Consider the following 26140-nt stretch of genomic DNA (forward strand, 5'->3'; position numbering starts at 1 on the left):
AGGGTCTCAGCGCTGGTGACGGATGCGTGGGTTTGCGAAGCCATAAAGAATATCCACTACAAAGTTGACCAGAATCACCAGGCAGGCGATTAACAGAATTCCGTTTTGCACCACTGGGTAGTCCCGGGCGCCAATGGCTTCGATCAGCCATTTGCCGATACCGGGCCACGAGAAGATGGTTTCGGTCAGAACCGCACCGGCCAGCAAAGTGCCGACTTGCAGGCCGACCACGGTCAGTACCGGGATCAAGGCGTTGCGCAGGCCGTGAACGAACACCACGCGCGACGGCGACAGGCCCTTGGCCCGGGCGGTGCGAATGTAGTCTTCACGCAGGACTTCGAGCATCGAGGAGCGGGTCATCCGGGCGATCACCGCCAGCGGGATGGTGCCGAGCACGATGGCCGGAAGAATCAGGTGGTGCAGGGCATCGAAGAATGCGCCGGTGTCATGGGCCAGCAGGGTGTCGATGAGCATGAAGCCGGTTCTTGGCTCTATGTCGTAAAGCAGGTCGATCCGCCCGGACACCGGGGTCAGGCCCAGGGATACCGAGAAGAACATGATGAGGATCAGGCCCCACCAGAAGATCGGCATCGAATACCCCGCAAGGGAGATGCCCATTACCCCATGGTCGAAGAGTGATCCTCGCTTCAGCGCCGCGATCACCCCGGCCAATAGCCCGAGAACGCCGGCGAACAGCAGGGCCGCCGAGGACAGTTCCAGGGTCGCCGGGAACAGCGAGGTGAACTCGGTCCATACGCTTTCACGGGTACGCAGGGATTCACCCAGGTCACCGTGGGCCAGTTTGCCGATGTAGTCCAGGTATTGGGCGTACAGCGGCTTGTTCAGACCAAGGCGTTCCATTGCCTGAGCATGCATTTCGGGATCGACCCGACGTTCGCCCATCATGACTTCCACGGGGTCGCCAGGAATCATGCGAATCAACGCGAAAGTCAACAAGGTGATGCCGAAGAACGTGGGGATCAATAATCCCAATCGGCGGGCAATAAAACTAAACATCTTCTGGTGTACCTCATCAGCCGGTTAGGCGTTCCCGGCAGCGTTGGGGTCAACGTTGCCGGGCGTTTTCTTATCTACTTCACTTGGGTGGTAGCGAAGTTGTTAGTGGTCAGGGGGCTAATGTGATAGCCCTCGACGTTCTTGCGCATGGCAGTAAACATTCTGGTGTGCGCCATGCTGATCCATGGCTGGTCCTGGTGGAATATCTCCTGGGCCTGTTCATAGAGCGCCGCACGTTCGACCGGGTCGGTCTTCTCACGGGCCTGGTCGATCAACGCCTGGAACTTTGCGTTGCACCAGCGGGCGTAGTTTTCTCCGTTTTTCGCCGCCTCGCAACTGAGCATAGGCGTCAAAAAGTTATCCGGGTCGCCGTTATCACCCGCCCATCCGGCAGACACCATATCGTGTTCGCCGTTTTTCGCGCGTTTAAGCATTTCGCCCCATTCCATGACGCGAATATCAACCTTGATCCCGACCTTGGCCAGGTCCGATTGCATCATCTGTGCGCCGAGCATCGGGTTCGGGTTGGTCGGGCCGCCACCGTTACGGGTGAACAGGGTGAACACAGTGCCTTCCGGCACGCCGGCTTCCTTGAGCAGGGCGCGAGCCTTGTCCAGGTCGTGAGGCGGGTTCTGCAGTTTATGGTTGAAGCCAAGCAGGGTCTGCGGGTACGGGTTGACCGCCACGCTGGCGTTACCCTTGCCGAACAGTGCGTTGACGTAAGCCTGCTTGTCGAAGGCGATTTCGATCGCCTGGCGTACGCGCACATCGCTCATGTATTTGCGAGAGGTGTTCAGCGCGGTGTACGAGGTGGTCATCGCGTCCATTTCAGCGACATTCAGGTTCGCGTCAGCCTTGATGCTCGGGATGTCATCCGGCTTGGGGTACAGCGCAACCTGACACTCGTTGGCCTTGAGCTTTTGCAGGCGCACGTTGTTGTCGGTGGCGATGGCCAGAATCAGCGCTTCGCTGGGCGGGGTGCCGCGGAAGTACTCGGTGTTGGCCTTGAAGCGCACCTGGGCGTCCTTGGCGTAACGCTGGAAGATGAATGGCCCGGTGCCGATCGGCTTGTTGTTCAGGTCGGCGGTCTTGTTGGCCTTGAGCAACTGGTCGGCGTACTCGGCGGAGTAGATCGAGGAGAAGGCCATGGCCACGTCAGGCAGGAACGGTGCCTCAGGGCGGGTCAGAGTAAACCGGACGGTCTGGTCGTCGACTTTTTCGACGCTTTTGAGCAGTTCCTTGAAGCCCATGCTTTCGAAGTACGGGAAGCCCACGCTGGACTTGTCATGCCACGGGTGTTTCGGGTCCAGCTGACGCTGGAAACTCCAGACCACGTCGTCGGCATTCATGTCGCGGGTCGGCTTGAAATAATCAGTGGTGTGGAACTTCACACCTTTGCGCAGGTGGAAGGTGTACGTCAGGGCGTCAGGGCTGATGTCCCAGCTCTCGGCCAGTGCCGGTTCGATTTCGGTGGTGCCGGGTTTGAAGTCCACCAGGCGGTTGAAAATGGTTTCGGCCACCGCATCGGCTGTGACTGCAGTCGTGTACTGGACCATATCGAAGCCTTCCGGGCTGGCTTCGGTACAGACCACCAAGGGTTTGGCCGAGGCGCCGACAGCGACACTCAGTAGTGCGGCGGCAATCGCCGCTCGTAAAGGAAGCATTTTCATCAATAACCCCTCTGCAATCAGTTGGACCAGAATCGCAGAACGGCCGACTCGTCACTGAGTCAGCCGTTCGACTGGCGTTTAGAGAATCTTGAATGGAATAGTGGTGACCAGACGGAACTCGTTGATGCTGCCGTCAGCCTGGTTTTCGCTCGCACGGTGCGCGGTGTAAGTCGCGCGAAGCGTGGTGGCCTTGAGCGGGCCGCTTTGTACGGCGTACGTAGCACCAATGCCGTATTCGTAGTGGTGTTCGCCGTCCATCTTCAGCACGCTGTTGTAGGCGCCGCCTTGGTAGTGAGTACCGTCGATACCCCAGCCACGAGCCTGGTAGATATTGAACTTCAGGCCTGGCACGCCGTATTCCGCCATGTTCAGACCATAGGCGACCTGGAAGGACTTCTCGTTCGGGCCGTTGAAGTCCGACAGCAGGGAGTTGGCCAGGTAGATGCCGTTGGTTTCGTGCAGGTAGTCGAAGTACTCGTCACCGACAATTTGCTGCCAGGCGAACGTCAGGCTGTGGGCCTGGTGGGTCAGGCCGAACGACAGGGAGTAGGCATCGTTGTCGATCTTGCCGAGTTTGCTTTTGCCCGTGTCCTTGGTTTTGTAGTAGTTCAGGTCACTGGTCAGGCTCAGCACCGAGCTATCGCCCAATACGTGGTTGGCGCCAAAGTAGTACTGGTTCCACATGTCCTCGGCCTGGGTGGCCCACAGGCTGGTTTTCACGCTGCTGAACGGCTGGTAAGTGATACCCGCGGTGTTCACGTGATCGACTTCGATGATGGTGTCGGCGTATTCGGAACGGAATTTACGCTCGCTCTCTTCGGTACGCGGAGAGTTGCGATCGAACGTGGCGAGGTCGAAGGCCAGGTTGTTCAGCTCTTCACTGTGGATCGCCACACCTTCGAAGCTCGAAGGCAGGGCACGGTTACCGATCACATCGACCATCGGGCTGCTGAAATTCTGGCGGCCAGCAGTCAGGGTGGTGTTGGAGACACGGGCCTTGACGTTGGCCAGGCCCAGTTTGCTCCACTGGTCCTGGGCGTCACCGCCTGCTTTGGTCAGCGTACGGTTGTTCCCGGCAGCTGGATGATCGCCCGGTACGTTGCCGAAGCCGGAGGCCAGGTCCTTGCGGTCACGATCCAGAGCAATGGCGTTGTACGCCGCGACTTCAGTGCTGATACCGACAGTGCCTTCGGTGAAGCCGGAGTTGTACTTGAGGATGGTGCCCTGAACCCAGTTGATACGGCGATCGGTCTCAACCAAGGTGCCGTCTTTGTTGTATTTGAACTTACCGCCACGCTGCAGTTGTTCGTTGGCGTACCAGTTACGGGTACTGCCGTCGAGCTTCTGACCTTCGAGAAAGCCGGTGGCTTCGGACTGGGCGCTGGTGGTTTTGACCGTAACCGGGGTGAAATCCTGGCTCTGGGTGTCTGCGTAAGCCGTGGCGGTCACGCTGCTGATGGCCAAGGCCAATAACGCGGTGCTGCTCAGTTTCATGGGTGAAGCTCCTGTCTTTCTTTTATTAATGCCGGTCTTTTTTTGTCATCCGGCTATTTGGTTTAGAACTCATTCACGCATTGCAAACGTTTGCCTATGGCGTGTTCGCCGAATTCAGGCAACACCTTTGCGCGAGGGCAAAATCGCCCTCAGGGTTTTGGCTAATCAGTTATTGGTCGATGCTGACACCCGAGAACACGTTACGGCCGAAGGGGCTGACCTTGAATCCTTCGACTTTGGCGCTCAACGGCTGGTTGACCGTCGAGTGGGCGACAGGGGTGATCGGCACTTGCTGCTTGAGCAATTGCTGAGCCTGTTTGTAGAGCACCGTGCGTTGCTCGCGGTCGGTGACAATCTTGGCTTGCTTGATCAGCTTGTCGTATTGCGGGTCACACCACATGGAGTAGTTGTTGCCGCCAATCGCGTCGCAGCTGTACAGCGTGCCCAGCCAGTTGTCCGGGTCCCCGTTGTCGCCGGTCCAGCCGATCAGGCTGATGTCGTGCTCGCCATTCTTGGTGCGCTTGATGTACTCGCCCCATTCGTAGCTGACGATCTTCACTTTCAGGCCGATTTTCGCCCAGTCCGACTGAAGCATCTCAGCCATCAGCTTGGCGTTCGGGTTGTATGGCCGCTGCACGGGCATCGCCCAGAGAGTGATCTCTGTGCCTTCCTTGACCCCGGCAGCCTTGAGCAACGCTTTGGCTTTTTCCGGGTTGTAGGCGGCGTCTTTGATTGTTTCGTCATAGGACCACTGGGTCGGAGGCATGGCGTTGACCGCCAGTTGTCCCGCGCCCTGGTACACGGCCTTGAGGATCTCTTGCTTGTTCACCGCCATGTCCAGCGCCTGACGCACTTCGAGCTGGTCGAAGGGTTTATGCCGCACGTTGTAGGCGATGTAGCCAAGGTTGAAACCGGGCTTTTCGATGAGTTGCAGCTTGGGGTCGTTTTTCAGCGCTTCGACATCGGCCGGACGTGGGTGCAGGGTGATCTGGCATTCGTTTTTCTTGAGCTTCTGCACGCGCACCGAGGCATCGGTGTTGATGGCGAAAATCAGCTGATCGAGCTTGACCCGGCTCGGGTCCCAGTAGTGTTTGTTGCCGGTGTAACGGATGTTGGAATCTTTCTGATAGCTCTTGAACACGAACGGCCCGGTGCCGATCGGTTTCTGGTTGATCTCGCTCGGCTTGCCGGACGCCAGCAACTGGTCGGCGTATTCGGCGGAAAGAATCGAGGCGAAACTCATGGCGATGTTCTGAATGAACGCGGCGTCTACCGAGTTCAGGGTCATGACCACGGTCAACGGCCCGGTCTTCTCGACCTTGGCGATGTTTTTGTTCAGGCTCATCCCGTTGAAGTACGGAAACTCGGTCGGGTAAGCCTTACGGAATGGGTGCTCGGCATCGAGCATGCGATTGAAGGTGAACAACACGTCGTCGGCGTTGAAGTCGCGGCTCGGCGTGAAGTACTTGGTGGTGTGAAATTTCACCCCTTCGCGCAGGTGGAACGTGTACTTGAGACCATCCTCGGAAATATCCCAACGAGTGGCCAGGCCCGGTACGACACTGGTGGAGCCTTTTTCGAACTCGGCCAGTCGGTTGTACAGCGGTTCGGCGGCGTCGTTGTCAGTCGCAGTGGTGTACTGCGCGGTGTCGAAGCCCGCGGGGCTGCCCTCGGAGCAAAACACCAGGCTGTTATTGGCGGCCTGACTGACAGACGTGGCGGCCAACAGACCGGTGCCCAGCAATGCGGATAAAACCAAGGTATGGCGCATGACGCTCCCTCTCTTTTTAGGTGTAACAGTGAGCCGTCGTCCCGTCCGGGGACGTTCAGGTATCACTGAATCAAAGCCATGGGTCCAGCAGTTGCCAGCCGCAGCGACAGCACGACCGGACCTCGACGGTAGGGGTCGAAGATCAGGCGGTAAAGGCGTAGGGCCTGAAAAACAGGTAGGAAAAGGCGACACGTCCTAAACCCGCTGCAGTAGTCCGCAGTGGTTTGGGAAGTAGGCGAATTCCAGCTGTCTTGGCAGATAGAGCAACGGCGACGTCAAGGACGCCGCCGTTGCAAAACCTTACTTGCTGACGCTGACGCCGTAGAAGGAGTTCAAGCCAAACGGGCTGATCTTGAAGTCCTGCACGGTGTTGCGCATGGGTTGATACACCGTCGAGTGCGCGATAGGTGTCATCGGGACTGCATCTTTGAGGAGGTGTTGCGCCTGCTTGTACAGCTCGGTGCGTTTAGCCTGGTCCGGGGTGGACTTGGCTTGTTTGATCAGGGCGTCGTACGGCTTGTCGCACCATTTCGAGAAGTTGTTGCCGTTCATGGCATCGCAGCCGAACAGGGTGCCAAGCCAGTTGTCCGGGTCACCATTGTCACCGCTCCAGCCGATGATCATCGCCTGGTTCTCGCCGCCTTTGGAACGCTTGATGTACTCGCCCCATTCGTAGCTGACGATGTTGACCTTCAGGCCGATCTTGGCCCAGTCGGACTGCAGCATTTCAGCCATCAGCTTGGCGTTCGGGTTGTACGGACGCTGAACCGGCATGGCCCACAGGGTGATCTCGGTACCCGGCTTGATGCCGGCTTCCTTGAGCAGTTCCTTGGCCTTTTCAGGATCGTACTTGGCATCTTTGATGGTGGTGTCGTAGGACCACTGCGTTGGTGGCATGGCGTTGACCGCCAATTGACCTGCGCCCTGGTAAACCGAATCGATGATCTGCGGCTTGTTCACCGCCATGTCCAGCGCTTCACGGACCTTGAGGTTGGCCAATGGGTTGGCGTCGGTACGGCCTTTGAGCACCGGCATCACGTTGTAGGCGATATAGCCCAGGTTGAAACCGGCCTGGTGCGGCAGCTTCAGGTCTTTGTCTTCACCCAGGGCCTTGAGGTCGGCCGGACGCGGGAAGAGGGTGACCTGGCATTCGTTTTTCTTGAGCTTCTGGATACGCACCGACGGGTCGGTGGTGATGGCGAAGATCAGGTTGTCGATCTTGACGTCGTCCGGCTTCCAGTAGTCCTTGTTACCCGTGTAACGGATGTTGGAGTCTTTCTGGTAGCTCTTGAACACGAACGGGCCAGTGCCGATCGGCTTCTGGTTGATGTCACCCGGTTTGCCTTCCTTGAGCAGCTTGGCGGCGTACTCGGCGGACTGGATGGACGCGAAGCTCATGGCCATGTTCTGGATGAACGCGGCGTCTACGGTGTTCAGGACAAACTTGACGGTATGGTCATCGACCTTCTCGACCTTGGCGATGTTGGTATCCATGCCCATGTCGGTGAAGTACGGGAATTCGGTCGGGTACGCTTTGCGGAACGGGTCATCCTTGTTAATCATGCGATTAAAGGTGAACAGCACGTCGTCGGCGTTGAAATCACGAGTCGGGGTGAAATACGGGGTGGTATGGAACTTCACACCTTCACGCAGGTGGAAGGTGTACTCCTTCACGTCCGGGGAAATATCCCAGCTGGTGGCCAGGCCAGGAATAACGGCGGTGCCGCCGCGCTCGAACTGGGTCAGGCGGTTGAACATGGTTTCAGCAGAGGCGTCGAAGTCGGTTCCGGTGGTGTACTGACCAGGATCAAAACCGGCCGGGCTCCCTTCGGAGCAAAACACCAGGTTAGTCGCAGCGAAGGCGGAAGGAGCGCTAGCTAACAAGCTTGCGCCGACTAAAAACGGAATGACCGCGTGTTTAAGCATGGTGGCCTCATGATTTGTTGTCATTTTTGGAATTAGAGGACGACCTCGTGAGTCGACCTGCGGATACTTATGCAGGGCCCGTACCCAATGCAAGATCCCGAACAGCTACAAACCTTAAACAGTGGAACGAACGTACCTTAATGTCGCATATGTATAAATGTTGACGCATTTGACCGTTTGGCGTCGTTTTTTTCGGTGCAAGCGACGCACCATATAGGTGCGCCATGAGCGCTTGCCGCACCCGGCCAGGGCGTGGTGTTACTTATTTATACCTACACCGTAAAAGGGTGTCAGGCCGAAGGGGCTGATCTTGAAATCCACCACTTCCTTGCGCAGCGGCTGGAACACCGTCGAGTTCGCAATCGGTGTGATAGGCACCTGATCCTTAAGGATTTTCTGCGCTTGCTGGTAGAGCTTGACGCGTTCTACCCGGTCGGTCGAAACCTTGGCCCTTTGCACCAGTTCATCGTAGGCCGGGTTACACCATTTTGCGTAATTGCTGCCCTTGACCGCGGCGCAGCTGTACAGCACTCCTAGCCAGTTATCCGGGTCACCGTTGTCGCCGGTCCAGCCGTAGATCATCGCGTCGTGTTCGCCGCTCTTGGCGCGCTTGATGTACTCGCCCCATTCATAGCTGACGATATTGGCCGTGATCCCGACCTTGGCCCAATCCTGCTGGATCATTTGCGCCGACATCCGTGCATTCGGGTTGGATGCACGCTGCACGGTCATCGCCCATAAATTGATGGTGGTACCAGGTGCAACCCCTGCTTCCTTTAGTAGCGCGCGGGCCTTGGTCGGGTCGTAGGGCGCGTCCTTGATGTTCGGGTCAAAAGACCATTGCGCGGGCGGCAGGGCGTTCTGCGCCAGTTGCCCGGCGCTTTGATAGACGGCCTTGATGATCGCGGGCTTGTCGATCGCCATGTCCAGCGCCTGGCGGACCTTGAGCTGGTCCAGCGGCGGGTGGGTCACGTTGTACGCTAGGAAGCCGAGGTTGAAACCGGCTTGCTTGAGCACCCGCAGGTTCGGGTCTTGCTCCATGACTTCGATGTCGGCCGGTCGCGGGTAACCGCTGACCTGGCACTCGCCGGTCTTGAGTTTTTGCAGGCGTACGGCTGCGTCCGGCGTAATCGAGAAAACCAGGTTGTCGAGTTTCACGTCCTCGGGTTTCCAGTAGGCGCGGTTGGCGCTGTAGCGGATCTGCGAGTCCTTCTGATAACGCTTGAACACAAACGGCCCGGTGCCGACCGGTTTCTGGTTGAGGTCAGAGGCTTTGCCTTCTTTGAGCAATTGCGCGGCGTACTCGGCAGACTGGATCGACGCGAAGCTCATCGCCAGGTTCTGCACAAACGCGGCGTCGATGTTGTTCAGGCTGAAGCGCACGGTGTGCTCGTCGACCTTGTCGACACTTTTGATCGTGGTGTTCAGGTCCATGTCGGTGAAGTACGGCGACTCGGCGGGGTAGGCCTTGCGAAAGGCATTCTCGGGGTCAAGCAAGCGCTGGAAGGTGAACAACACATCGTCTGCGTTGAAGTCGCGGCTCGGCGTGAAGTAGTCGGTGGTGTGGAACTTCACCCCGTCACGCAGGTGGAAAGTGTAGGTCAGGCCGTCCTTGGACACCTCCCAACTCGTCGCCAACCCCGGCTCGACTTCGGTGCCACCGCGCTTGAACTGCGTGAGACGGTTAAACACGGTTTCCGCCGAAGCATCGAAATCCGTGCCGCTGGTGTACTGGCTGGGATCGAATCCGGCGGGGCTGGCTTCAGAGCAGTAGACCAGGGTGGTCGCGGCCTGGGCGAATGGGGCGATGGTGGCGAGGGTGAAGGCAAGCAGAAGCGGTTTGACGGTGATTCTTTCCATGGAGTCCCCGAGGGCTTGGCAGCGGTGTTTTTCGCAGAGTAGCGTTGTTGAGGGGAGGCGAGGAAATAACCGTTTGTCAGGGGGACCCCTCTATCTCGGCATATTCAGGCAGTTTGTGGATTTTGGCGGCCTTATGGCCGACCAGTCTCCCGCGGCTGCATGCCGTTCAACATGTGGGAGCTGGCTTGCCTGCGAAGGCGGGCTCAGAGCTGACCAATCTCTTGCAGATCTACTCCGCCCACAGGGATTGGGGATGTATATGGATTGTGTGTACGACATCGATCAAAGGTGGGAGCGAGCCTGCTCGCGATGGCGGCGGATCAATCAGAATAAAAACTGACTGGCTCACAACCGACAATAAAAAACGGCGATCACTTTGATGATCGCCGTTTTTATGTACGGGTTATCGAATCAAGGCATCAACACTTCAATCGAGCCATCGACGGTCATGCTGACCTGACTGGTGCCGGCTTCGACTTCCGGCTTGTCGGTCGGTCAACGCACAGCTGATTCCATGACGTATCGGACGAACCAGAGTGTTATCCAGCCCGCCATTAGCCAAAGCAGGCTGATATTGGGAATATGAACCCAATTCCTGAGGCTCCTTGGCAGGTCTTTGACGTCATCGAGGGCGGGTGGGTCCTCGCGGTGATAGCGCTTCGGTCGGGTGATCAAACCGTTTATCTGGGACAGCCTGTACAGGCGCCCAATCGGATCGTTGCCTAAACATTGTCGATTAATGCTCACCAATTGTGACCGAGTGAATTTTCGCTCGATTTCTTCGAGTTTGAAAAAGGCGACGTAAAGCAGAATGGTCAGATTGAGCAAAATGAGCATTAGAAAGCCGCCAGATACAAGGTTAAGCACCAGCTCTGGTCTGGTCATTGAGTTGTGAGCTCATAGAGCGTCTCACCGAGTATTTCGGCCTCATGGCCAGCCCCATTGCCTACGATACTTGCGGTGGAACCGGCCACTATGAGTGCGCAGACAACGCCGCCGACGCCAAATGTTTCAACTCCGACTGCTGCACAAAGGCCGTATTTCATTAGTTGTGTCGAGACGATGCCCGCCGCCACACCGCCCCCAACGGTACCCAGCAATTTTCCACCCTCAGTAAACTTCACTTTTCGACACTCCCTCTCTGTGCCTGTACGGCACATCTCGTCGATCCTCATACCTGCTGCCCCGGTTGCCAAACCGATGCCTAGATAACCGCCGGCCTTCATATATTTCGCTGCCCGTGCAACGCCCTCGATATTCGTTGCATAGCCTGGCATTTGTGTTGGCGCTCCCGCCTTGTTCCAATGATGAATCGTTCGGCGAGACGACAACCTCAATGCGCGTTTGAGCTTGGGATGATCCGGTATGCCAGTACCTTTGCGCACCAAAGGCCCAAGACTGGCGTTCAGCTTGGCCATCATGCGTTTGCGTTGGGCAAAGAACTCTGCGGAACGCAAGTGACCATACTGACGGTAGTGCTGTTGATGCAGTTCCTCCAGATTTTTAAGGGTTGTTTTCAGGTTCTCCAGATGCTGGCCAACCATGAACGAGGCCACACCCAGCGACCCAGCCGAGACCTCAAGAAACGGTTCGATCACTTCATGGTGCTCGACCATGAACGCCGCTTCTTCATCGCTCAGATCCTTGAGTGCTTCATTGACCTTTTCAGCCGCGATCATCATTTGGGCCTCTTCGCGGTGGCATAGGTAATGCCGTGAATCGCTGAAGATCACCATTTGCCCGGGCTTTACCATCTGGCCCAAATGCCGGTTGAGCGAGCGAAAGTCTTTTAGTAGCGCTGGCGAGGGTGGATTTTCGTACAGCGAACGCTCCAGAGCTTCACGGCTCATGGGGTGCTGGATGATGTGAAACCCCGATTCGACCGGTTTCGGCAGAGTGAATGCGTGGTCCTCGACTAGATGCTGTGCTGGTGGCGGTTCGGGTTTGAGTTTGAACGCGTTCCATGAGGCGCCGCCGTTGTTGGGGTCAACGCGCGGCGTCACCATCACCCAGTCGCCGCTGCTGACGGCGTCGATGAGTTTCTTCTGATGGGTCGCCTGCATGTAGTTGGAGCGATTGGTACCGACGGCATTCAACAAATCGTCGAAGCCTTGCAGGCTGTCTGGATAGCTCAGCGCCTGCTGCAGGTCGTAGGCCGCCTGGCTGCTGTCGAGCACTTGACCGCGCTGGCCGGCGAGTTGGCTTTTGGGGATGAGTTTGGTCACGCCCGTGTCCCGTTCCGTGGAAACGGGCGACTGTGGCGAGTGGACTCAGGAAACGATGCCGGGCGATTCGGTGAAACGTGTAGGGATGATCCGATTCGTTGGCGTGCCGACATTTACGTTTACAACACCAGCGACTCCTACAAAAAGCGCTGTCAGCCGAGGGCGTGAGGGCGATTGTTCCGACGAGTTGTGGCGGTTGCGCTGGGTTTGGGGCTGCGCCTAACCTTTGGCTGTCGCTGCAAAATCAGCGATCAGGTGTGGAAACCTGGAATCTCAGTAGGCGTATAGCCTCACCACCGCATTCGTTGCCGATGTATTCTCTCGTCGGCAAGAAAAGCGTCATGGCGGCTGTGCGTGGGCAGACTTCGGTCTGACCGGGGTCCTACTGTCCCGTTTTCCACCCCACGTATAGCTGCCACCTATTTGCCGTGTGGAAATGGCAAAGGATGGCTCCCATTTGCGAGTAAGGAGCATCTGCATGGACAAGTTAATTCCCGATCCCCCTGCATCCGACGACGTTTCCCCGTACCAATCCCTCGATTCCAAAAAACTTCACGATGCAGCCCACCGGGCACTGGATCACTACCTGAAACCGACGCTCGCCAAACTGCGCTTCAGCGATTTGCGTTCTGATCGGTTATTCAGCGTCGCCCCTGATGTGGGCACCGAAAGCCTGTTGGCCAACGCCTCGGAAGATCTGGCGTCGGTGAAAGTCATGGCCGCCGACTTGGCGTTCGAGATCGAAGGGTCGCGGCGCAATGTGGCGCTGGCGATTTGTCGACTGGTGGATGGAGTGCAGTTGCTGGTGGACAGGGCGCTGGATGATTTCGATGTGCCGGAGCCAGCGGAGTATCAGGTCAAGTAGGGGGGCGGTGGGTCAGTCAGCGGAAGGGTGGCTGACCCACCTCAACTTTAAGGCATCAACACTTCAATCGAGCCATCGGCCGTCATGCTGACCTTGCTGGTACCGGCTTCGACCTCCGGGGTGACCGGTGCGGCGTCCATGCCCGCCGCTTTCATCATCATCGGCGCACGCAGGTAAGGCTGTGGATAACCGTTGCTGTTGAGGTTCAGGTTGACGATTTTGTAACCCTTGCCGCCCAGTGCGTCGGTGGCCAGTTGGGCGCGGGCCTTGAAGGCGCCGACGGCTTCTTTGAGCAGCGCATCTTCACTGGCCTTGCGGGTCGGGGTGGCGATGGCGAAGTCCATGCCGCCCATTTTCAGGTCGGTCAGCAGTTCACCGGTGAGCTTGGACAGCGCAGCGAAGTTCGAGCTTTCCAGGCGCAGTTCGGCGCGCTCACGCCAGCCGGTGATCTTCTGGCCCTTGGCGTCGTAGATCGGGAAGCTGTTGCGGCTGCCCTGACGCAGGGTGATGTCCTTGACCTGTCTGGCCTGACCCAACGCCTTGTTCATGGTGGTGCTGATGTCGGCAGCGAGTTTGGCCGGGTCGGTGTTTTGTTCCTCGGTGTAGAGGGTCACGATCATCAGGTCGCGGGCCACTTCCTGGCTGACTTCGGCGCGCAGGGAAATCTGGTTGTAGTGAAGCTCGTCCGCGGCCAATGCGGGTAGGCAAGCGAGGGTGCCGGCACTGAGGGCGAGAAGGGCGGCGCTGCGGCGCAATGTGTTCATGAAAGCTCCTTGGGCGGTGCGCAGGGGTAAGGATCCAAGCCTGCGTGAATCCATCAGACTCTAGCTTTTATTGTCGGGTTCACCCGGTTACAACTTCTATACAGATCGAGGGAGCGCCGCTGTACGTAGCAGCTGGCGAAGCCTGCGTTCGGCCGCGAAGCGGTCGTAAAATCAGCCACCGCGTTTTTTCAGGTTGAATGCGTTCACCGGATTGCGACCGCTTCGCGCTCGAACGCAGGCTTCGCCAGCTGCTACAGAGATTGCGGCGCGACCTGCACCGTCGTTGCCGTGTGGCGCTTTGCCGCACTTTTGCCTGTCAGGCCCCCCGCTTGGTTATACTCGGCGCGATCCGCCTGGAGCGCTCATCAGGAGAGCTCATGCTCGCCCCCGTACAACTGCTGTCCGCGACTCGCCAGAACCTGTGGCGACTGACATTTATCCGCACCCTGGTGCTGGCCGCTCAGGCCGGTTCAGTGGGGCTCGCCTACTGGTTCAACTTGCTGCCGCTGCCGTGGGTCGAATTGGCGATGACCCTCGGTTGTTCGATGCTGCTGTGCGTGTTCACCGCCGTTCGCCTGCGCACCTCGTGGCCGGTGACCGAGCTTGAGTACGCCGTGCAACTGGCTTGCGATCTGTTTATCCATAGCGCGCTGCTGTATTTCTCCGGCGGTTCGACCAATCCGTTTGTTTCCTATTACCTGGTGCCGCTGACCATCGCCGCCGTCACGCTGCCGTGGCGCTACTCGGTGGTTCTCTCCGGCATTGCACTGGCGATGTACACCTTGTTGCTGGCGCAGTTCTACCCGCTGGAGACGTTCCCGATGTACCGGGAAAAGATGCAGATCTACGGCATGTGGCTGAGCTTTGCCCTGGCTGCGGCGGTCATCACCTTTTTCGCCGCACGGATGGCCGAAGAACTGCGCCGCCAGGAAGAACTGCGGGCGATTCGCCGTGAAGAAGGCCTGCGCGACCAGCAATTGCTGGCCGTGGCGACCCAGGCTGCCGGTGCCGCCCATGAATTGGGCACGCCGCTGGCGACCATGAGCGTGCTGCTCAAGGAAATGCAGCAAGACCATCACGACCCGCTGCTGCAAGATGACTTGAGGGTGCTGCAGGATCAGGTGAAGCTGTGCAAAGAGACCTTGCAGCAACTGGTTCGCGCCGCTGAAGCCAATCGCCGGCTGGCGGTGGATATGCAGGACGTCAGCGCCTGGCTCAACGAGGCCCTCAACCGCTGGCACCTGATGCGCCCTGAAGCGACGTATCGCTTGCAGCGGCTGGGCCTCGGCGCGGAGCCGCGTCTGGCGCCGCCGCCGGACCTGACCCAGGCCTTGCTGAATTTACTGAACAACGCCGCCGATGCCTGCCCTGAAGGGCTGGAAGTGACGCTGGACTGGGATGCCTTCGAGCTGACCATCAGTATTCGCGACCACGGCGCCGGTGTGCCGCTGGCGATTGCCGAACAGATCGGCAAGCCGTTTTTTACCACCAAGGGCAAAGGTTTCGGCCTGGGCCTGTTTTTGAGCAAGGCCAGCGTGACACGCGCTGGCGGCTCAGTGAAACTCTACAGTCATGAGGAAGGCGGTACGCTCACCGAGCTGCGCCTGCCCCGTGTCGCCCGAGGAGACGAACATGAGTGACGAGATCCAAGTCGAAGGCGAAGACCTGCCGCATTTGTTGCTGGTAGACGACGACGCAACGTTCACCCGCGTGATGGCCCGCGCCATGAGCCGCCGCGGTTTTCGCGTCAGCACCGCAGGTTCTGCCGAGGAAGGCCTGATCATCGCCCAGCAGGACCTGCCGGACTATGCCGCGCTGGACCTGAAAATGGACGGCGACTCGGGGCTGGTGCTGCTGCCAAAACTGCTCGAACTCGACCCGGAAATGCGCGTGCTGATCCTCACCGGTTATTCGAGCATCGCCACCGCCGTCGAGGCAATCAAGCGCGGCGCCTGCAACTACCTGTGCAAACCGGCCGACGCCGATGACGTGCTGGCTGCCTTGCTGTCCGAGCACGCCGACCTCGACACCCTGGTGCCGGAAAACCCGATGTCGGTGGACCGACTGCAATGGGAACACATCCAGCGCGTGCTCACCGAGCACGAAGGCAATATCTCTGCCACTGCCCGCGCCCTGGGCATGCATCGACGCACTCTGCAGCGCAAACTGCAGAAACGTCCCGTTCGCCGCTGAACCGCCGCTGAACGGTTATCGCCAGACCTCGCAGCAACCCGAGCCGATCATCTATGATCGGTTCGTGCCTGTTCTTTTCTTTATCGAGTCTGAACCATGAATCAGAACGCTGAATATTCCGCGGTCAACGACGCTGTACGCGGGCAGTTTTTTCGCCGTGTCTGGCAGATGGTCACGCCCTACTGGCGCAGTGAGGAGAAGGGCAAGGCCTGGACACTGCTGGTCGCGGTCATCGCGCTGTCGCTGATCAGCGTGGGGATCTCGGTGTGGTTCAACACCTGGTACAAGGATTTCTACAACGCCTTGCAACAGAAGGATGAAGCGGCGTTTTGGCGGCTGATCCTGTATTTCTGCGCGATTGCCGCGGTGGCGATTATCGGTGCGGTGTACCGGCTCTACCTGACCCAGATGCTGACCATCCGCTGGCGGGCCTGGCTCACCGAGAAGCACTTTGCCCGCTGGCTTGGCGACAAGAACTACTACCAGCTGGAGCAGGGCGGTTACACCGATAACCCGGACCAGCGGATTTCCGAAGACCTCAACAACTTTACTTCCAACACCCTGGGCCTGGGGCTGGGCCTGATCCGTAATGTTGTCAGCCTGGTGTCGTTCTCGATCATCCTGTGGGGAGTATCGGGCAGCATTGAAGTGCTTGGCTTTACCATTCCCGGCTACATGTTCTGGTGCGTGGTGGTCTATGCAGCGGTCGGTAGCTGGCTGACGCATTTGATCGGTCGCCGCTTGATCGGTCTGAACAACCAGCAACAACGTTTCGAAGCCGACCTGCGTTTTTCCATGGTTCGGGTTCGTGAAAACGCCGAGAGTATCGCCTTGTACAACGGCGAGCCCAACGAACAGCAGCGCTTGAGCACACGGTTCGGCAAGGTCTGGCACAACTTCTGGGACATCATGAAAGTGTCCAAGCGCCTGACCTTCTTCACTTCCGGTTACAGCCAGATCGCGATCATCTTCCCGTTCATGGTTGCCGCACCGCGCTACTTCGCCGGCAAGATCGAACTCGGTGAATTGATGCAGATCAGCTCGGCTTTCGGCAACGTCCAGGAGAGCTTCAGCTGGTTCATCAGCGCGTACTCGGAGCTCGCCTCATGGCGCGCCACTTGCGACCGTTTGCTGAGTTTCCATCAGGCCATGAGCGAAAACGAAGAGCGTCAGCCGGCCATCGATGTGCAGCATCAGGGCGAAGATCTGAAGGTGCAGCATGTGGGGCTCGACCTGGCCGACGGTCGTCATTTGCTGACCAACGCCGACATGACCGTGGAACAAGGCGACCGGTTGATGCTCAGTGGTCGCTCCGGCAGTGGCAAAAGTACCTTGTTGCGGGCGATGGGCGGGCTCTGGCCTGCGGGTCACGGCAATATTCGCCTGCCGGTCGGGCGCTATCTGTTCCTGCCGCAAAAGCCTTATCTGCCGATTGGTACTCTGCGTGAGGCCCTGAGTTATCCACAGCCCGGCGACACCTATTCTCACGAGCGCTACGTGCACGTGCTGGAAACCTGCCGCTTGCCACACCTGGTTGCCCGTCTCGACGAGGCCAATCACTGGCAGCGCATGCTCTCGCCGGGTGAGCAGCAACGTCTGGCGTTTGCCCGCGCATTGCTCTACGCGCCGCAATGGCTGTACATGGACGAGGCAACTTCGGCGATGGACGAAGAAGATGAAGCGTCGCTGTATCAGGCGCTGATCGATCACTTGCCGGGTCTGAGCATTGTCAGCGTCGGCCATCGCAGCAGCCTGAAACGCTTCCATCCACGGCACGTGCGTATCGACAACGGCCATCTGCTGGAGCAGACCGTGACGGCCTAAGCACCCTAAGCCCCTGTGGGAGTGAGCTTGCTCCCACAGGGGTGGTGTTTGCTGACAGTGATCGTACAACCGCGCTGCGCTATGATGCCTGCTCAACTGTTTGCTTGAGATAGACGTTCACCATGGAAAACCCGATCGACGCCCCTCGCTTACCCCGCAAGCGCCGCAGCCTCGCGCAGGAACTGGTGACGGTGCTGTCCGAGCAGATTCGCGACGGCATGCTCAAGCGTGGCGACAAGTTGCCCACCGAGTCGGCGATCATGGAAACCCATGGCGTCAGCCGCACCGTGGTGCGCGAAGCGATCTCGCGTTTGCAGGCGGCAGGGCAGGTGGAAACCCGTCACGGCATCGGCACGTTTGTGCTCGACACGCCGAGCCCGAGCGGCTTTCGCATCGACCCGGCCACCGTGGTGACCCTGCGTGATGTGCTGGCGATTCTGGAACTGCGCATCAGCCTGGAAGTCGAGTCCGCCGGCCTTGCCGCACAACGTCGCAGCCCCGAACAACTGGCGTTGATGCGCGCAGCGCTGGATGCCCTGAACGAAAGCGCGGCCCACGCAGGCGATGCGGTGGCGTCGGACTTCCAGTTCCATTTGCAGATTGCCCTGGCCACCGGCAACCGTTATTTCACCGACATCATGACCCACCTGGGCACCAGCATCATTCCGCGCACCCGGCTCAATTCCGCACGCTTGGCCCATGACGACCAGCAGCACTACATGAGCCGTCTGGCCCGCGAACACGAAGAAATCTATGAGGCGATTGCCCGCCAGGATTCGGACGCAGCCCGTGCAGCCATGCGCCTGCACCTGACCAACAGCCGCGAACGACTGCGCCATGCCCATGAAGAGGCAGAGGCGCAGCGGGGGTAGGTTTTGGAGGTCCAGGCGCAAGGAATTTGTCGCCCGACAGACTGCTATCGCGAGCAAGCTCGCTCCCACATGAGATTTTCTGTGAACACATTATTTGTGAACACAGGAGATCAAATGTGGGAGCGAGCTTGCTCGCGATGGGGTTGGCAACCCGTTCGATATAACTTCAGCCAGTCTTGAGAATCGAACGATCCACCCTCACCGCCAGTGGCCCGGCTCCGGGCTTGGCGTTAAACGCTACAGTCCCCTTGTCGTCCACAGTCGCCCGAGCAACCAGCACGCCGTTGACCAGCAATTCCAGCGGTGCACCGTTAAGGGATTGGCCCGAGGCCAGTTCGAGTTTCAGGTTGATGGTCATCAGTGATTTCCTTATCAGGCGTTGCGGTCAATGAAAGTGGTGGCCTGGGCGTCGATCGAGGCGATCAGCTCCGGCGAGCCGCCACGGAACTGGCGGAAGATGTTCCGGGTGCTCCCATTACCCGGCACATTCAACGTCGGTTGAAAGCGTTCGGTCAGTTCGGTGTAAATCGACCAAGGGCCGATGTACGACTCGTTCAAGCCGTGGGTGTAGCTGAAGGCGTAACGCACGGCATTGCCTGGTAACCAGTTGGGTTCGCTGGGCGTGCGGCTTTGCCAGCCGTCGGTCTGGATCGTCGGTGTGGCGGCGGGGGATTCCAGGTAGCCGGCGGGTTTGTTCGGCGTGTAATCCTTGAGCAGCAGGTAGGTGCTCCAGCCCCACCAATTGTCGATCCGGTTGCTGTCGTTGAGGTTGTTGACGTCGCTGCGACGCAGCACTTTGTTGCCGTCCAGCACAAATAACCCGGAGAAGTTACCCGCCGGTTTTTTCACCGCGTTGAGGTCTGGCAGGTACTTCAGTGCAACGTAGCTGGAAGGCGCGGGCAGTGAACCGTTGAGGAAGGTCTCGAAGACTTCATCGGCCGAGCGCTGCACCGCGAGTTTGACCTGCTTGCGGTTGGCGCTGTCGACCGAGTCGAAATAGCGCTTGTCGCCGTAGGCGTGCCACTGATCCCCGTTGGCGTTGTTCACGTTGAGGCCGTATTTGCTGTCTTCGTCGTGCATGAAACGGGTGATCAGCGAACCGAGGTCGCTCGGCGTCACCACGGCTGCCAGTTGCTTGCGCGGGATCCGCAGATGACCGGCAGAGAACAGGTCGGTCAGGTAGTGATCAGCAAAGGCGTTCATCGCGTAGGCCAGTTCCAGCTGCTTGTCATCGCCACTGTTGCGCGCCAGAACGGCTTGTTGCAGGGCTGCGGTGTGCCCGGCGATGTACGCCAGCAACGCCCATTCGCCGAAGTGATCGGCATTGTTCGCCGCCAGTTTCAGATAGCGCCCCAAGGGAAACAGCGCCGAGACGAAACTGCCGCCGCCAGTGATCTTGTTCCACTCTTCGGACAACGTATCACCTAGGGCGTCATAGGCCTCGTGAGGTTGTTTGCCGTCCTTGATCGCCTGGTTGGCCGCGGCGATTTCCTTCTGCATCACGCCGAGAATCAACCCGGCTTCTGCTCGCGACGCCGGCAATACGGCCATCGAGTTGAACGCAGCCGTAAAACGCTGGATGCGGTCAACCGGGGTTGCACCGTCACAGATCGGTTGGTCGGGAATACCGTAGAAGTCACCGCCCAACGAAACGATTTGGCCGTAGGTCAGCGCCAGGCCATTGGGCAGGTGCAATTGCACTTGCCAGGCGGGGATCGCCGGCGCGTCCTTGACGAAACGCAGCAGGGTGGCGTCGCCGATGGCGGTGTGTTCGCCGCCTTCGAAGCGCAGTGAAGGCTGGGTTTTCAGCGGTTTTCCAGGCATGCAGGGTGTGTGATGTTTGAGGCTGTGATGAGGGTGAGTGATCAGCGTCAAGTGATCGCCGTCACCGGAAAGGGCAATGCCGTGTTCGGTAAAAAGCTCATCCAGATCGGCAATGATCCGGCCGTCTTGTTTGAGGTTTTCCTGCGATTGGGTATGTAGACCTGACATTTCTAGCTCCTTGATATGTCGTAGGTTGCATTTCTAATAACTGTATGTATATACAGTTATTAGCGAGCATAGCTGGAAACTTTCCTACGTCAAGGAAGTGATTTTTCTTATTCGGATTTTCCCTCAGGCGATGAATTGCAGTTGACGGTTGTATTTTAAGTTGTACGATGACTTACAACTTCGGCCGAGGCTGAACGGGTTTTCTCATCACAACGTGCGTCCCAGGGTGTTCGAATAATGAATCCACAAGAACTGAAGTCCATCCTCTCTTCCGGCTTGCTGTCCTTCCCGGTCACCGATTTCAATGCTCAGGGCGACTTCCATCGCGCGGGCTACATCAAGCGTCTCGAATGGCTGGCCCCGTACGGCGCCTCGGCCTTGTTCGCGGCGGGTGGCACCGGTGAGTTCTTCTCCCTGGCGGCCAGCGAATACTCGGAAATCATCAAGACTGCAGTCGATACTTGCGCCAGCAGCGTGCCGATCCTGGCCGGTGTCGGTGGTTCTACCCGCCAGGCTATCGAGTACGCACAGGAAGCCGAGCGCCTGGGCGCCAAGGGCCTGCTGCTGTTGCCGCACTACCTGACCGAAGCCAGCCAGGACGGCGTTGCCGCCCACGTTGAAGCCGTCTGCAAATCGGTGAAGATCGGCGTGGTGGTCTACAACCGCAACGTTTGCCGCCTGACCGCGCCGCTGCTGGAACGTCTGGCCGAGCGCTGCCCGAACCTGATCGGCTACAAGGATGGCCTGGGCGATATCGAGTTGATGGTGTCGATCCGTCGCCGCCTCGGTGATCGCTTCAGCTACCTCGGCGGCCTGCCGACTGCCGAAGTCTACGCCGCTGCGTATAAGGCGTTGGGCGTTCCGGTCTACTCCTCGGCGGTGTTCAACTTCCTGCCGAAAATGGCGATGGATTTCTACCACGCCATCGCTCGTGACGATCACGCTACCGTTGGCAAACTGATCGATGACTTCTTCCTGCCTTACCTGGACATCCGTAATCGCAAGTCGGGTTACGCGGTGAGCATCGTCAAGGCGGGCGCGAAAATCGCCGGCTACGATGCAGGTCCAGTACGGACCCCGCTGACTGACCTCACGCCAGAAGAGTTCGAAATGCTCGCGGCGCTGATGGATAAGCAAGGCGCGCAATAACCCGCTATCAACCAGGGCCGCTGAGCAGTCGGCGGCCTTCTGCGTAAGGAGAGGCTTCGTGGCAGACGTAAAACGATTCGACAACTTCATCGGCGGCCAATGGGTCGCGGGTGCCGAGTACTCGACCAATATCAATCCGTCCGAGTTGTCCGATGTCATTGGCGAATACGCCAAGGCTGACCTGACTCAGGTGAACGCTGCCATCGACGCCGCTCGTGCTGCGTTCCCGGCCTGGTCGACCTCGGGCATTCAGGCGCGAAGCGATGCGCTGGATAAAGTCGGTAGCGAAATCCTCGCCCGTCGCGAAGAACTCGGCACCCTGTTGGCGCGGGAAGAGGGCAAGACCCTGCCCGAAGCCATCGGCGAAGTGTCCCGCGCCGGCAACATCTTCAAGTTCTTCGCCGGTGAATGCCTGCGCCTGTCCGGCGATTACCTGCCGTCGGTGCGTCCGGGCGTCAACGTTGAAGTGACACGCGAAGCCCTTGGTGTGGTGGGGCTGATCACTCCGTGGAACTTCCCGATTGCCATTCCCGCGTGGAAGATTGCTCCGGCGCTGGCCTACGGCAACTGCGTGGTGCTCAAACCGGCGGAACTGGTGCCTGGTTGCGCCTGGGCATTGGCCGAGATTATCTCCCGCGCCGGATTCCCTGCCGGTGTGTTCAACCTGGTGATGGGCAGCGGCCGAGTGATCGGCGACGCCATGGTCAACAGCTCGAAAGTCGACGGCATCAGCTTCACCGGCTCGGTGGGCGTGGGTCGGCAGATCGCGGTCAACTGCGTGTCGCGCCAGGCCAAGGTGCAGTTGGAGATGGGTGGCAAGAACCCGCAGATCATTCTCGACGACGCCGACCTCAAGCAAGCCGTCGAGCTGTCGGTGCAGAGCGCGTTCTACTCCACCGGTCAGCGTTGTACGGCCTCGAGCCGCTTGATCGTCACTGCCGGGATTCATGACAAATTCGTCGAGGCCATGGCTGAGCGGATGAAGTCGATCAAGGTCGGTCATGCCCTGAAAGCCGGCACTGACATTGGCCCGGTGGTCTCGCAAGCGCAACTGGAACAGGACCTGAAGTACATCGACATCGGCCAGTCCGAAGGTGCACGACTGGTCAGCGGTGGTGGTTTGGTGACCTGCGACACTGAAGGCTACTACCTCGCGCCAACGCTGTTTGCCGACAGTGAGGCGGCGATGCGTATCAGCCGCGAAGAGATCTTCGGCCCGGTGGCGAACATTGTCCGGGTGGCCGATTACGACGCGGCGCTGGCCATGGCCAACGACACCGAATTCGGTTTGTCGGCGGGTATCGCCACCACCTCGCTGAAGTACGCCAACCACTTCAAGCGCCACTCCCAGGCCGGGATGGTGATGGTCAATCTGCCGACGGCCGGCGTCGATTACCACGTGCCCTTTGGTGGCCGAAAAGGTTCATCCTATGGATCGCGAGAGCAAGGTCGCTATGCGCAGGAGTTCTACACCGTGGTGAAGACTTCCTATATCGGTTCGTAATACGCAACACCCGTAGGTGCTGGCTTGCCAGCACCTACAAAAATGATCACCCGCGCATAAAAATAATCAGTGGGAGTACATCTACATGCAAGCGACCAAGCCGACCCACGTCCGCTATTTGATCCTGCTCATGCTGTTCCTGGTGACCACGATCAACTACGCCGACCGTGCCACCATCGCCATTGCGGGCTCCAGCCTGCAAAAAGACCTCGGCATCGACGCGGTCACTCTCGGCTACATCTTCTCCGCGTTCGGTTGGGCCTACGTGGCCGGTCAGATCCCCGGCGGTTGGCTGCTCGACCGGTTCGGTTCGAAAAAAGTCTATGCCCTGAGTATCTTCACCTGGTCGCTGTTCACCGTGCTGCAAGGCTATGTCGGTGAGTTCGGCGTCTCCACCGCCATCGTTGCGTTATTCATGCTGCGCTTCCTGGTGGGCCTGGCTGAAGCGCCGTCCTTTCCTGGCAATGCGCGAATCGTCGCGGCCTGGTTTCCGACCGCTGAACGCGGCACCGCTTCAGCGATTTTCAACTCGGCACAGTACTTCGCCACGGTACTGTTTGCACCGCTGATGGGCTGGATCGTCTACACCTTCGGCTGGCAGCACGTGTTTATGGTGATGGGCGGGATCGGCATCGTGTTTTCGCTGATCTGGCTGAAACTTATCCACAGCCCGCGCCAGCACCCGATGATCAACGAGGCCGAGTTCAAGCACATCGCCGACAACGGCGGCCTGGTCGACATGGATCAGGACCAGGGCAAGCGTGTCGACGGTCCGAAGTGGGATTACGTGCGCCAACTGCTGAGCAACCGCATGATGCTCGGCGTGTACCTGGGCCAGTACTGCATCAACGGCATCACCTATTTCTTCCTGACCTGGTTCCCGGTGTACCTGGTGCAGGAGCGTGGCATGACCATTCTCAAGGCCGGTTTCATTGCCTCGCTGCCGGCGATCTGCGGCTTCATCGGCGGCGTCTTGGGCGGGATCATTTCCGATTACCTGCTGCGCAAGGGCCACTCGCTGACGTTTGCCCGCAAGGCGCCGATCATCGGTGGGCTGTTGCTGTCGACCAGCATCGTGGCCTGCAACTACGTGGACATTGAGTGGATAGTCGTGGGCTTCATGGCCCTGGCGTTCTTCGGTAAAGGTGTGGGCGCATTGGGCTGGGCGGTGGTTTCCGACACCTCGCCGAAACAAATCGCCGGCTTGAGTGGCGGGCTGTTCAACATGTTCGGCAACATCGCCTCGATCACCACACCGATCGTGATTGGCTACATCATCAGTTCCACCGGTTCGTTCAAATGGGCGCTGGTGTTTGTCGGCTGCAACGCGCTGGTCGCGGTGTTCAGCTATCTGGTGATCGTCGGGCCGATCAAACGCGTGGTGCTCAAAGAGCCACCGAGCAAACGTCCTGAACTGAACAAAATGTCTCAAGCGCATTCCTGAGGAGCGGTGTCATGCAGTTGATTGAACATTCCGACTCGCCGCGCTACATCCGGCTGCACGAGCGCGACAACGTGGTGATCGTGGTCAATGACCAGGGCGTTCCGGCCGGCACTGAATTCCCGGACGGGCTGGTGACCGTGGAATTCGTGCCGCAGAGCCACAAGGTGACGCTGAAGGATATTCCTGAAGGCGGCCGGGTGATTCGTTACGGCCAGACCATCGGTTACGCCTTGCAGCCAATCCCGCGGGGTAGCTGGGTCAAGGAAGATCAACTGCGCATGCCCACCGCGCCGCCGCTGGACAGCCTGCCGCTGTCCACCGAGGTGCCGGCCGCACAGGCACCGCTGGAAGGTTTCACGTTCGAGGGCTATCGCAACGCCGACGGCACCGTTGGTACGCGCAACATTCTCGGGATCACGACCACGGTGCAATGCGTCACGGGGGTGCTCGACCATGCGGTCAAGCGCATCAAGGACGAGCTGCTGCCCAAGTACCCGCACGTGGATGACGTGATCGCGCTGACCCACAGCTACGGCTGCGGCGTGGCGATTACCGCCACCGACGCCTACATCCCGATCCGCACCGTACGCAACCTGGCACGCAACCCTAATCTGGGCGGCGAAGCGCTGGTGATCAGCCTGGGTTGCGAGAAATTGCAGGCCGGCCAGGTGATGCACGAGAACGACAGCTCGGTGGACCTCAGCGAGCCGTGGTTGTATCGCTTGCAGGATTCCAGTCATGGCTTCAGCGAGATGATCGAGCAGATCATGGCGCTGGCCGAAACCCGCCTGAAGAAACTCGACCAGCGCCGCCGTGAAACCGTGCCGGCGTCCGAGTTGATCCTCGGCATGCAGTGCGGTGGCAGTGATGCGTTTTCCGGGATCACCGCCAACCCGGCGTTGGGCTTTGCCTCGGACTTGCTGCTGCGGGCCGGGGCGACGGTGATGTTTTCCGAAGTCACTGAAGTGCGTGACGCGATCTATCTGCTGACCTCGCGGGCAGAAACCAAGGAAGTCGCCCAGGAGCTGGTGCGCGAGATGGACTGGTACGACCGTTACCTGGCCAAGGGTGAAGCGGATCGCAGTGCCAACACCACGCCGGGTAACAAGAAGGGCGGGTTGTCGAACATTGTCGAGAAGTCCTTGGGTTCAATCGTCAAATCCGGCAACAGCGCGATCAACGGCGTGCTCGGCCCCGGCGAACGGTTCAAGCGCAAAGGGCTGATTTTTTGTGCGACGCCGGCCAGTGACTTTGTCTGCGGCACCTTGCAACTGGCGGCGGGGATGAACCTGCACGTGTTCACCACCGGGCGCGGCACGCCGTATGGGCTGGCGATGGTGCCGGTGGTCAAGGTCTCGACCCGCACCGAACTGGCCCAGCGTTGGCCGGATCTGATCGACATCGATGCCGGGCGGATTGCCACGGGACGTGCGTCCATCCAGGAGTTGGGGTGGGAGTTGTTCCACTTCTATCTGGACGTGGCCAGCGGCAATAAACAGACCTGGGCCGAGCGGCACAAGCTGCACAACGACATTACCTTGTTCAATCCGGCGCCCATCACCTGAGACCG

At 59.0% G+C, this 26140-nt stretch carries 20 protein-coding genes; 9 read left to right on the top strand and 11 right to left on the bottom strand.

The genetic code is table 11. From position 1 onward, the window contains the following. Positions 1–6 precede the first annotated feature (6 nt). From NTD87_RS19690 to NTD87_RS19725, 8 genes are all read right to left on the bottom strand, one after another. Positions 7–1017, bottom strand: coding sequence for an ABC transporter permease subunit (locus tag NTD87_RS19690; protein WP_262115866.1), 1011 nt, complete (start codon positions 1015–1017; stop codon positions 7–9). Between the two features lie 74 nt (positions 1018–1091). Further along, the gene (locus NTD87_RS19695) at positions 1092–2687 is read right to left on the bottom strand and encodes an ABC transporter substrate-binding protein (RefSeq protein ID WP_262115867.1); all 1596 of its coding nucleotides are present in this window, start codon (positions 2685–2687) and stop codon (positions 1092–1094) included. A 78-nt stretch (positions 2688–2765) separates the two neighbouring features. Further along, on the bottom strand, positions 2766–4181 hold the full coding sequence (locus NTD87_RS19700) for an OprD family porin (RefSeq protein WP_262115868.1): 1416 nt from the start codon (positions 4179–4181) through the stop codon (positions 2766–2768). 169 nt (positions 4182–4350) lie between these two features. Further along, the gene (locus tag NTD87_RS19705) at positions 4351–5952 is read right to left on the bottom strand and encodes an ABC transporter substrate-binding protein (RefSeq protein WP_262115869.1); all 1602 of its coding nucleotides are present in this window, start codon (positions 5950–5952) and stop codon (positions 4351–4353) included. A gap of 300 nt (positions 5953–6252) precedes the next feature. Then, a complete protein-coding gene (locus NTD87_RS19710) occupies positions 6253–7878 on the bottom strand; it encodes an ABC transporter substrate-binding protein (RefSeq protein WP_262115870.1) in 1626 nt (541 codons plus the stop codon). A 258-nt stretch (positions 7879–8136) separates the two neighbouring features. Next, entirely contained in the window at positions 8137–9738 is a 1602-nt protein-coding gene (locus NTD87_RS19715) for an ABC transporter substrate-binding protein (protein ID WP_262115871.1), read from the bottom strand. A gap of 495 nt (positions 9739–10233) precedes the next feature. Further along, positions 10234–10623, bottom strand: coding sequence for a hypothetical protein (locus tag NTD87_RS19720; protein ID WP_262115872.1), 390 nt, complete (start codon positions 10621–10623; stop codon positions 10234–10236). Beyond that, positions 10620–11963, bottom strand: coding sequence for a hypothetical protein (locus tag NTD87_RS19725; protein WP_262115873.1), 1344 nt, complete (start codon positions 11961–11963; stop codon positions 10620–10622). The genes NTD87_RS19720 and NTD87_RS19725 overlap by 4 nt, the downstream gene beginning before the upstream one ends. Positions 11964–12441: 478 nt before the next feature. Between NTD87_RS19725 and NTD87_RS19730 the strand changes: the two genes are divergently transcribed. Then, entirely contained in the window at positions 12442–12828 is a 387-nt protein-coding gene (locus NTD87_RS19730; protein WP_262115874.1) for a DUF6124 family protein, read from the top strand. Positions 12829–12875: 47 nt separating this feature from the next. Here NTD87_RS19730 and NTD87_RS19735 read toward each other — a convergent pair whose 3' ends face one another. Further along, a complete protein-coding gene (locus tag NTD87_RS19735; RefSeq protein WP_262115875.1) occupies positions 12876–13592 on the bottom strand; it encodes an SIMPL domain-containing protein in 717 nt (238 codons plus the stop codon). Between the two features lie 377 nt (positions 13593–13969). On the opposite strand from NTD87_RS19735, the gene NTD87_RS19740 reads away from it, so the two are divergent. The 4 genes from NTD87_RS19740 (at position 13970) to NTD87_RS19755 (ending at position 18481) form a co-directional block, all read left to right on the top strand. After that, positions 13970–15232 carry an ATP-binding protein gene (locus tag NTD87_RS19740; RefSeq protein ID WP_262115876.1) on the top strand — a complete coding sequence of 421 codons (1263 nt, stop codon included), beginning with the start codon at positions 13970–13972 and terminating at the stop codon, positions 15230–15232. Next, positions 15225–15785 carry a response regulator transcription factor gene (locus NTD87_RS19745; RefSeq protein ID WP_262115877.1) on the top strand — a complete coding sequence of 187 codons (561 nt, stop codon included), beginning with the start codon at positions 15225–15227 and terminating at the stop codon, positions 15783–15785. Before NTD87_RS19740 ends, NTD87_RS19745 begins: the two co-directional genes overlap by 8 nt. Before the next feature lie 96 nt (positions 15786–15881). Next, on the top strand, positions 15882–17609 hold the full coding sequence (locus tag NTD87_RS19750) for an ABC transporter ATP-binding protein/permease (protein WP_262115878.1): 1728 nt from the start codon (positions 15882–15884) through the stop codon (positions 17607–17609). Positions 17610–17731: 122 nt separating this feature from the next. Further along, positions 17732–18481, top strand: coding sequence for a FadR/GntR family transcriptional regulator (locus NTD87_RS19755; protein ID WP_262115879.1), 750 nt, complete (start codon positions 17732–17734; stop codon positions 18479–18481). Between the two features lie 166 nt (positions 18482–18647). Here the strand turns inward: NTD87_RS19755 and NTD87_RS19760 are convergent, their stop codons facing one another. Both NTD87_RS19760 and NTD87_RS19765 read right to left on the bottom strand, forming a co-directional pair. Beyond that, positions 18648–18839, bottom strand: coding sequence for a hypothetical protein (locus NTD87_RS19760; RefSeq protein WP_262115880.1), 192 nt, complete (start codon positions 18837–18839; stop codon positions 18648–18650). A 14-nt stretch (positions 18840–18853) separates the two neighbouring features. Further along, positions 18854–20473, bottom strand: a complete 1620-nt coding sequence (locus tag NTD87_RS19765; protein ID WP_262115881.1) for a phospholipase — start codon at positions 20471–20473, stop codon at positions 18854–18856. A gap of 237 nt (positions 20474–20710) precedes the next feature. Between NTD87_RS19765 and kdgD the strand changes: the two genes are divergently transcribed. The 4 genes from kdgD (at position 20711) to garD (ending at position 26135) form a co-directional block, all read left to right on the top strand. Further along, positions 20711–21622, top strand: a complete 912-nt coding sequence (gene kdgD, locus NTD87_RS19770) for a 5-dehydro-4-deoxyglucarate dehydratase (RefSeq protein ID WP_262115882.1) — start codon at positions 20711–20713, stop codon at positions 21620–21622. Between the two features lie 58 nt (positions 21623–21680). Continuing rightward, a complete protein-coding gene (locus NTD87_RS19775; RefSeq protein ID WP_262115883.1) occupies positions 21681–23126 on the top strand; it encodes an aldehyde dehydrogenase family protein in 1446 nt (481 codons plus the stop codon). A gap of 85 nt (positions 23127–23211) precedes the next feature. Then, positions 23212–24570 (top strand): MFS transporter, encoded by a 1359-nt coding sequence (locus NTD87_RS19780; RefSeq protein ID WP_262115884.1) that lies wholly within the window; start codon positions 23212–23214, stop codon positions 24568–24570. Between the two features lie 11 nt (positions 24571–24581). Beyond that, on the top strand, positions 24582–26135 hold the full coding sequence (gene garD / locus NTD87_RS19785) for a galactarate dehydratase (RefSeq protein ID WP_262115885.1): 1554 nt from the start codon (positions 24582–24584) through the stop codon (positions 26133–26135). The last annotated feature ends 5 nt before the right edge of the window (positions 26136–26140 follow it).

The sequence above is a fragment of the Pseudomonas sp. 6D_7.1_Bac1 genome (assembly GCF_025465945.1).
Classification (GTDB): domain Bacteria; phylum Pseudomonadota; class Gammaproteobacteria; order Pseudomonadales; family Pseudomonadaceae; genus Aquipseudomonas.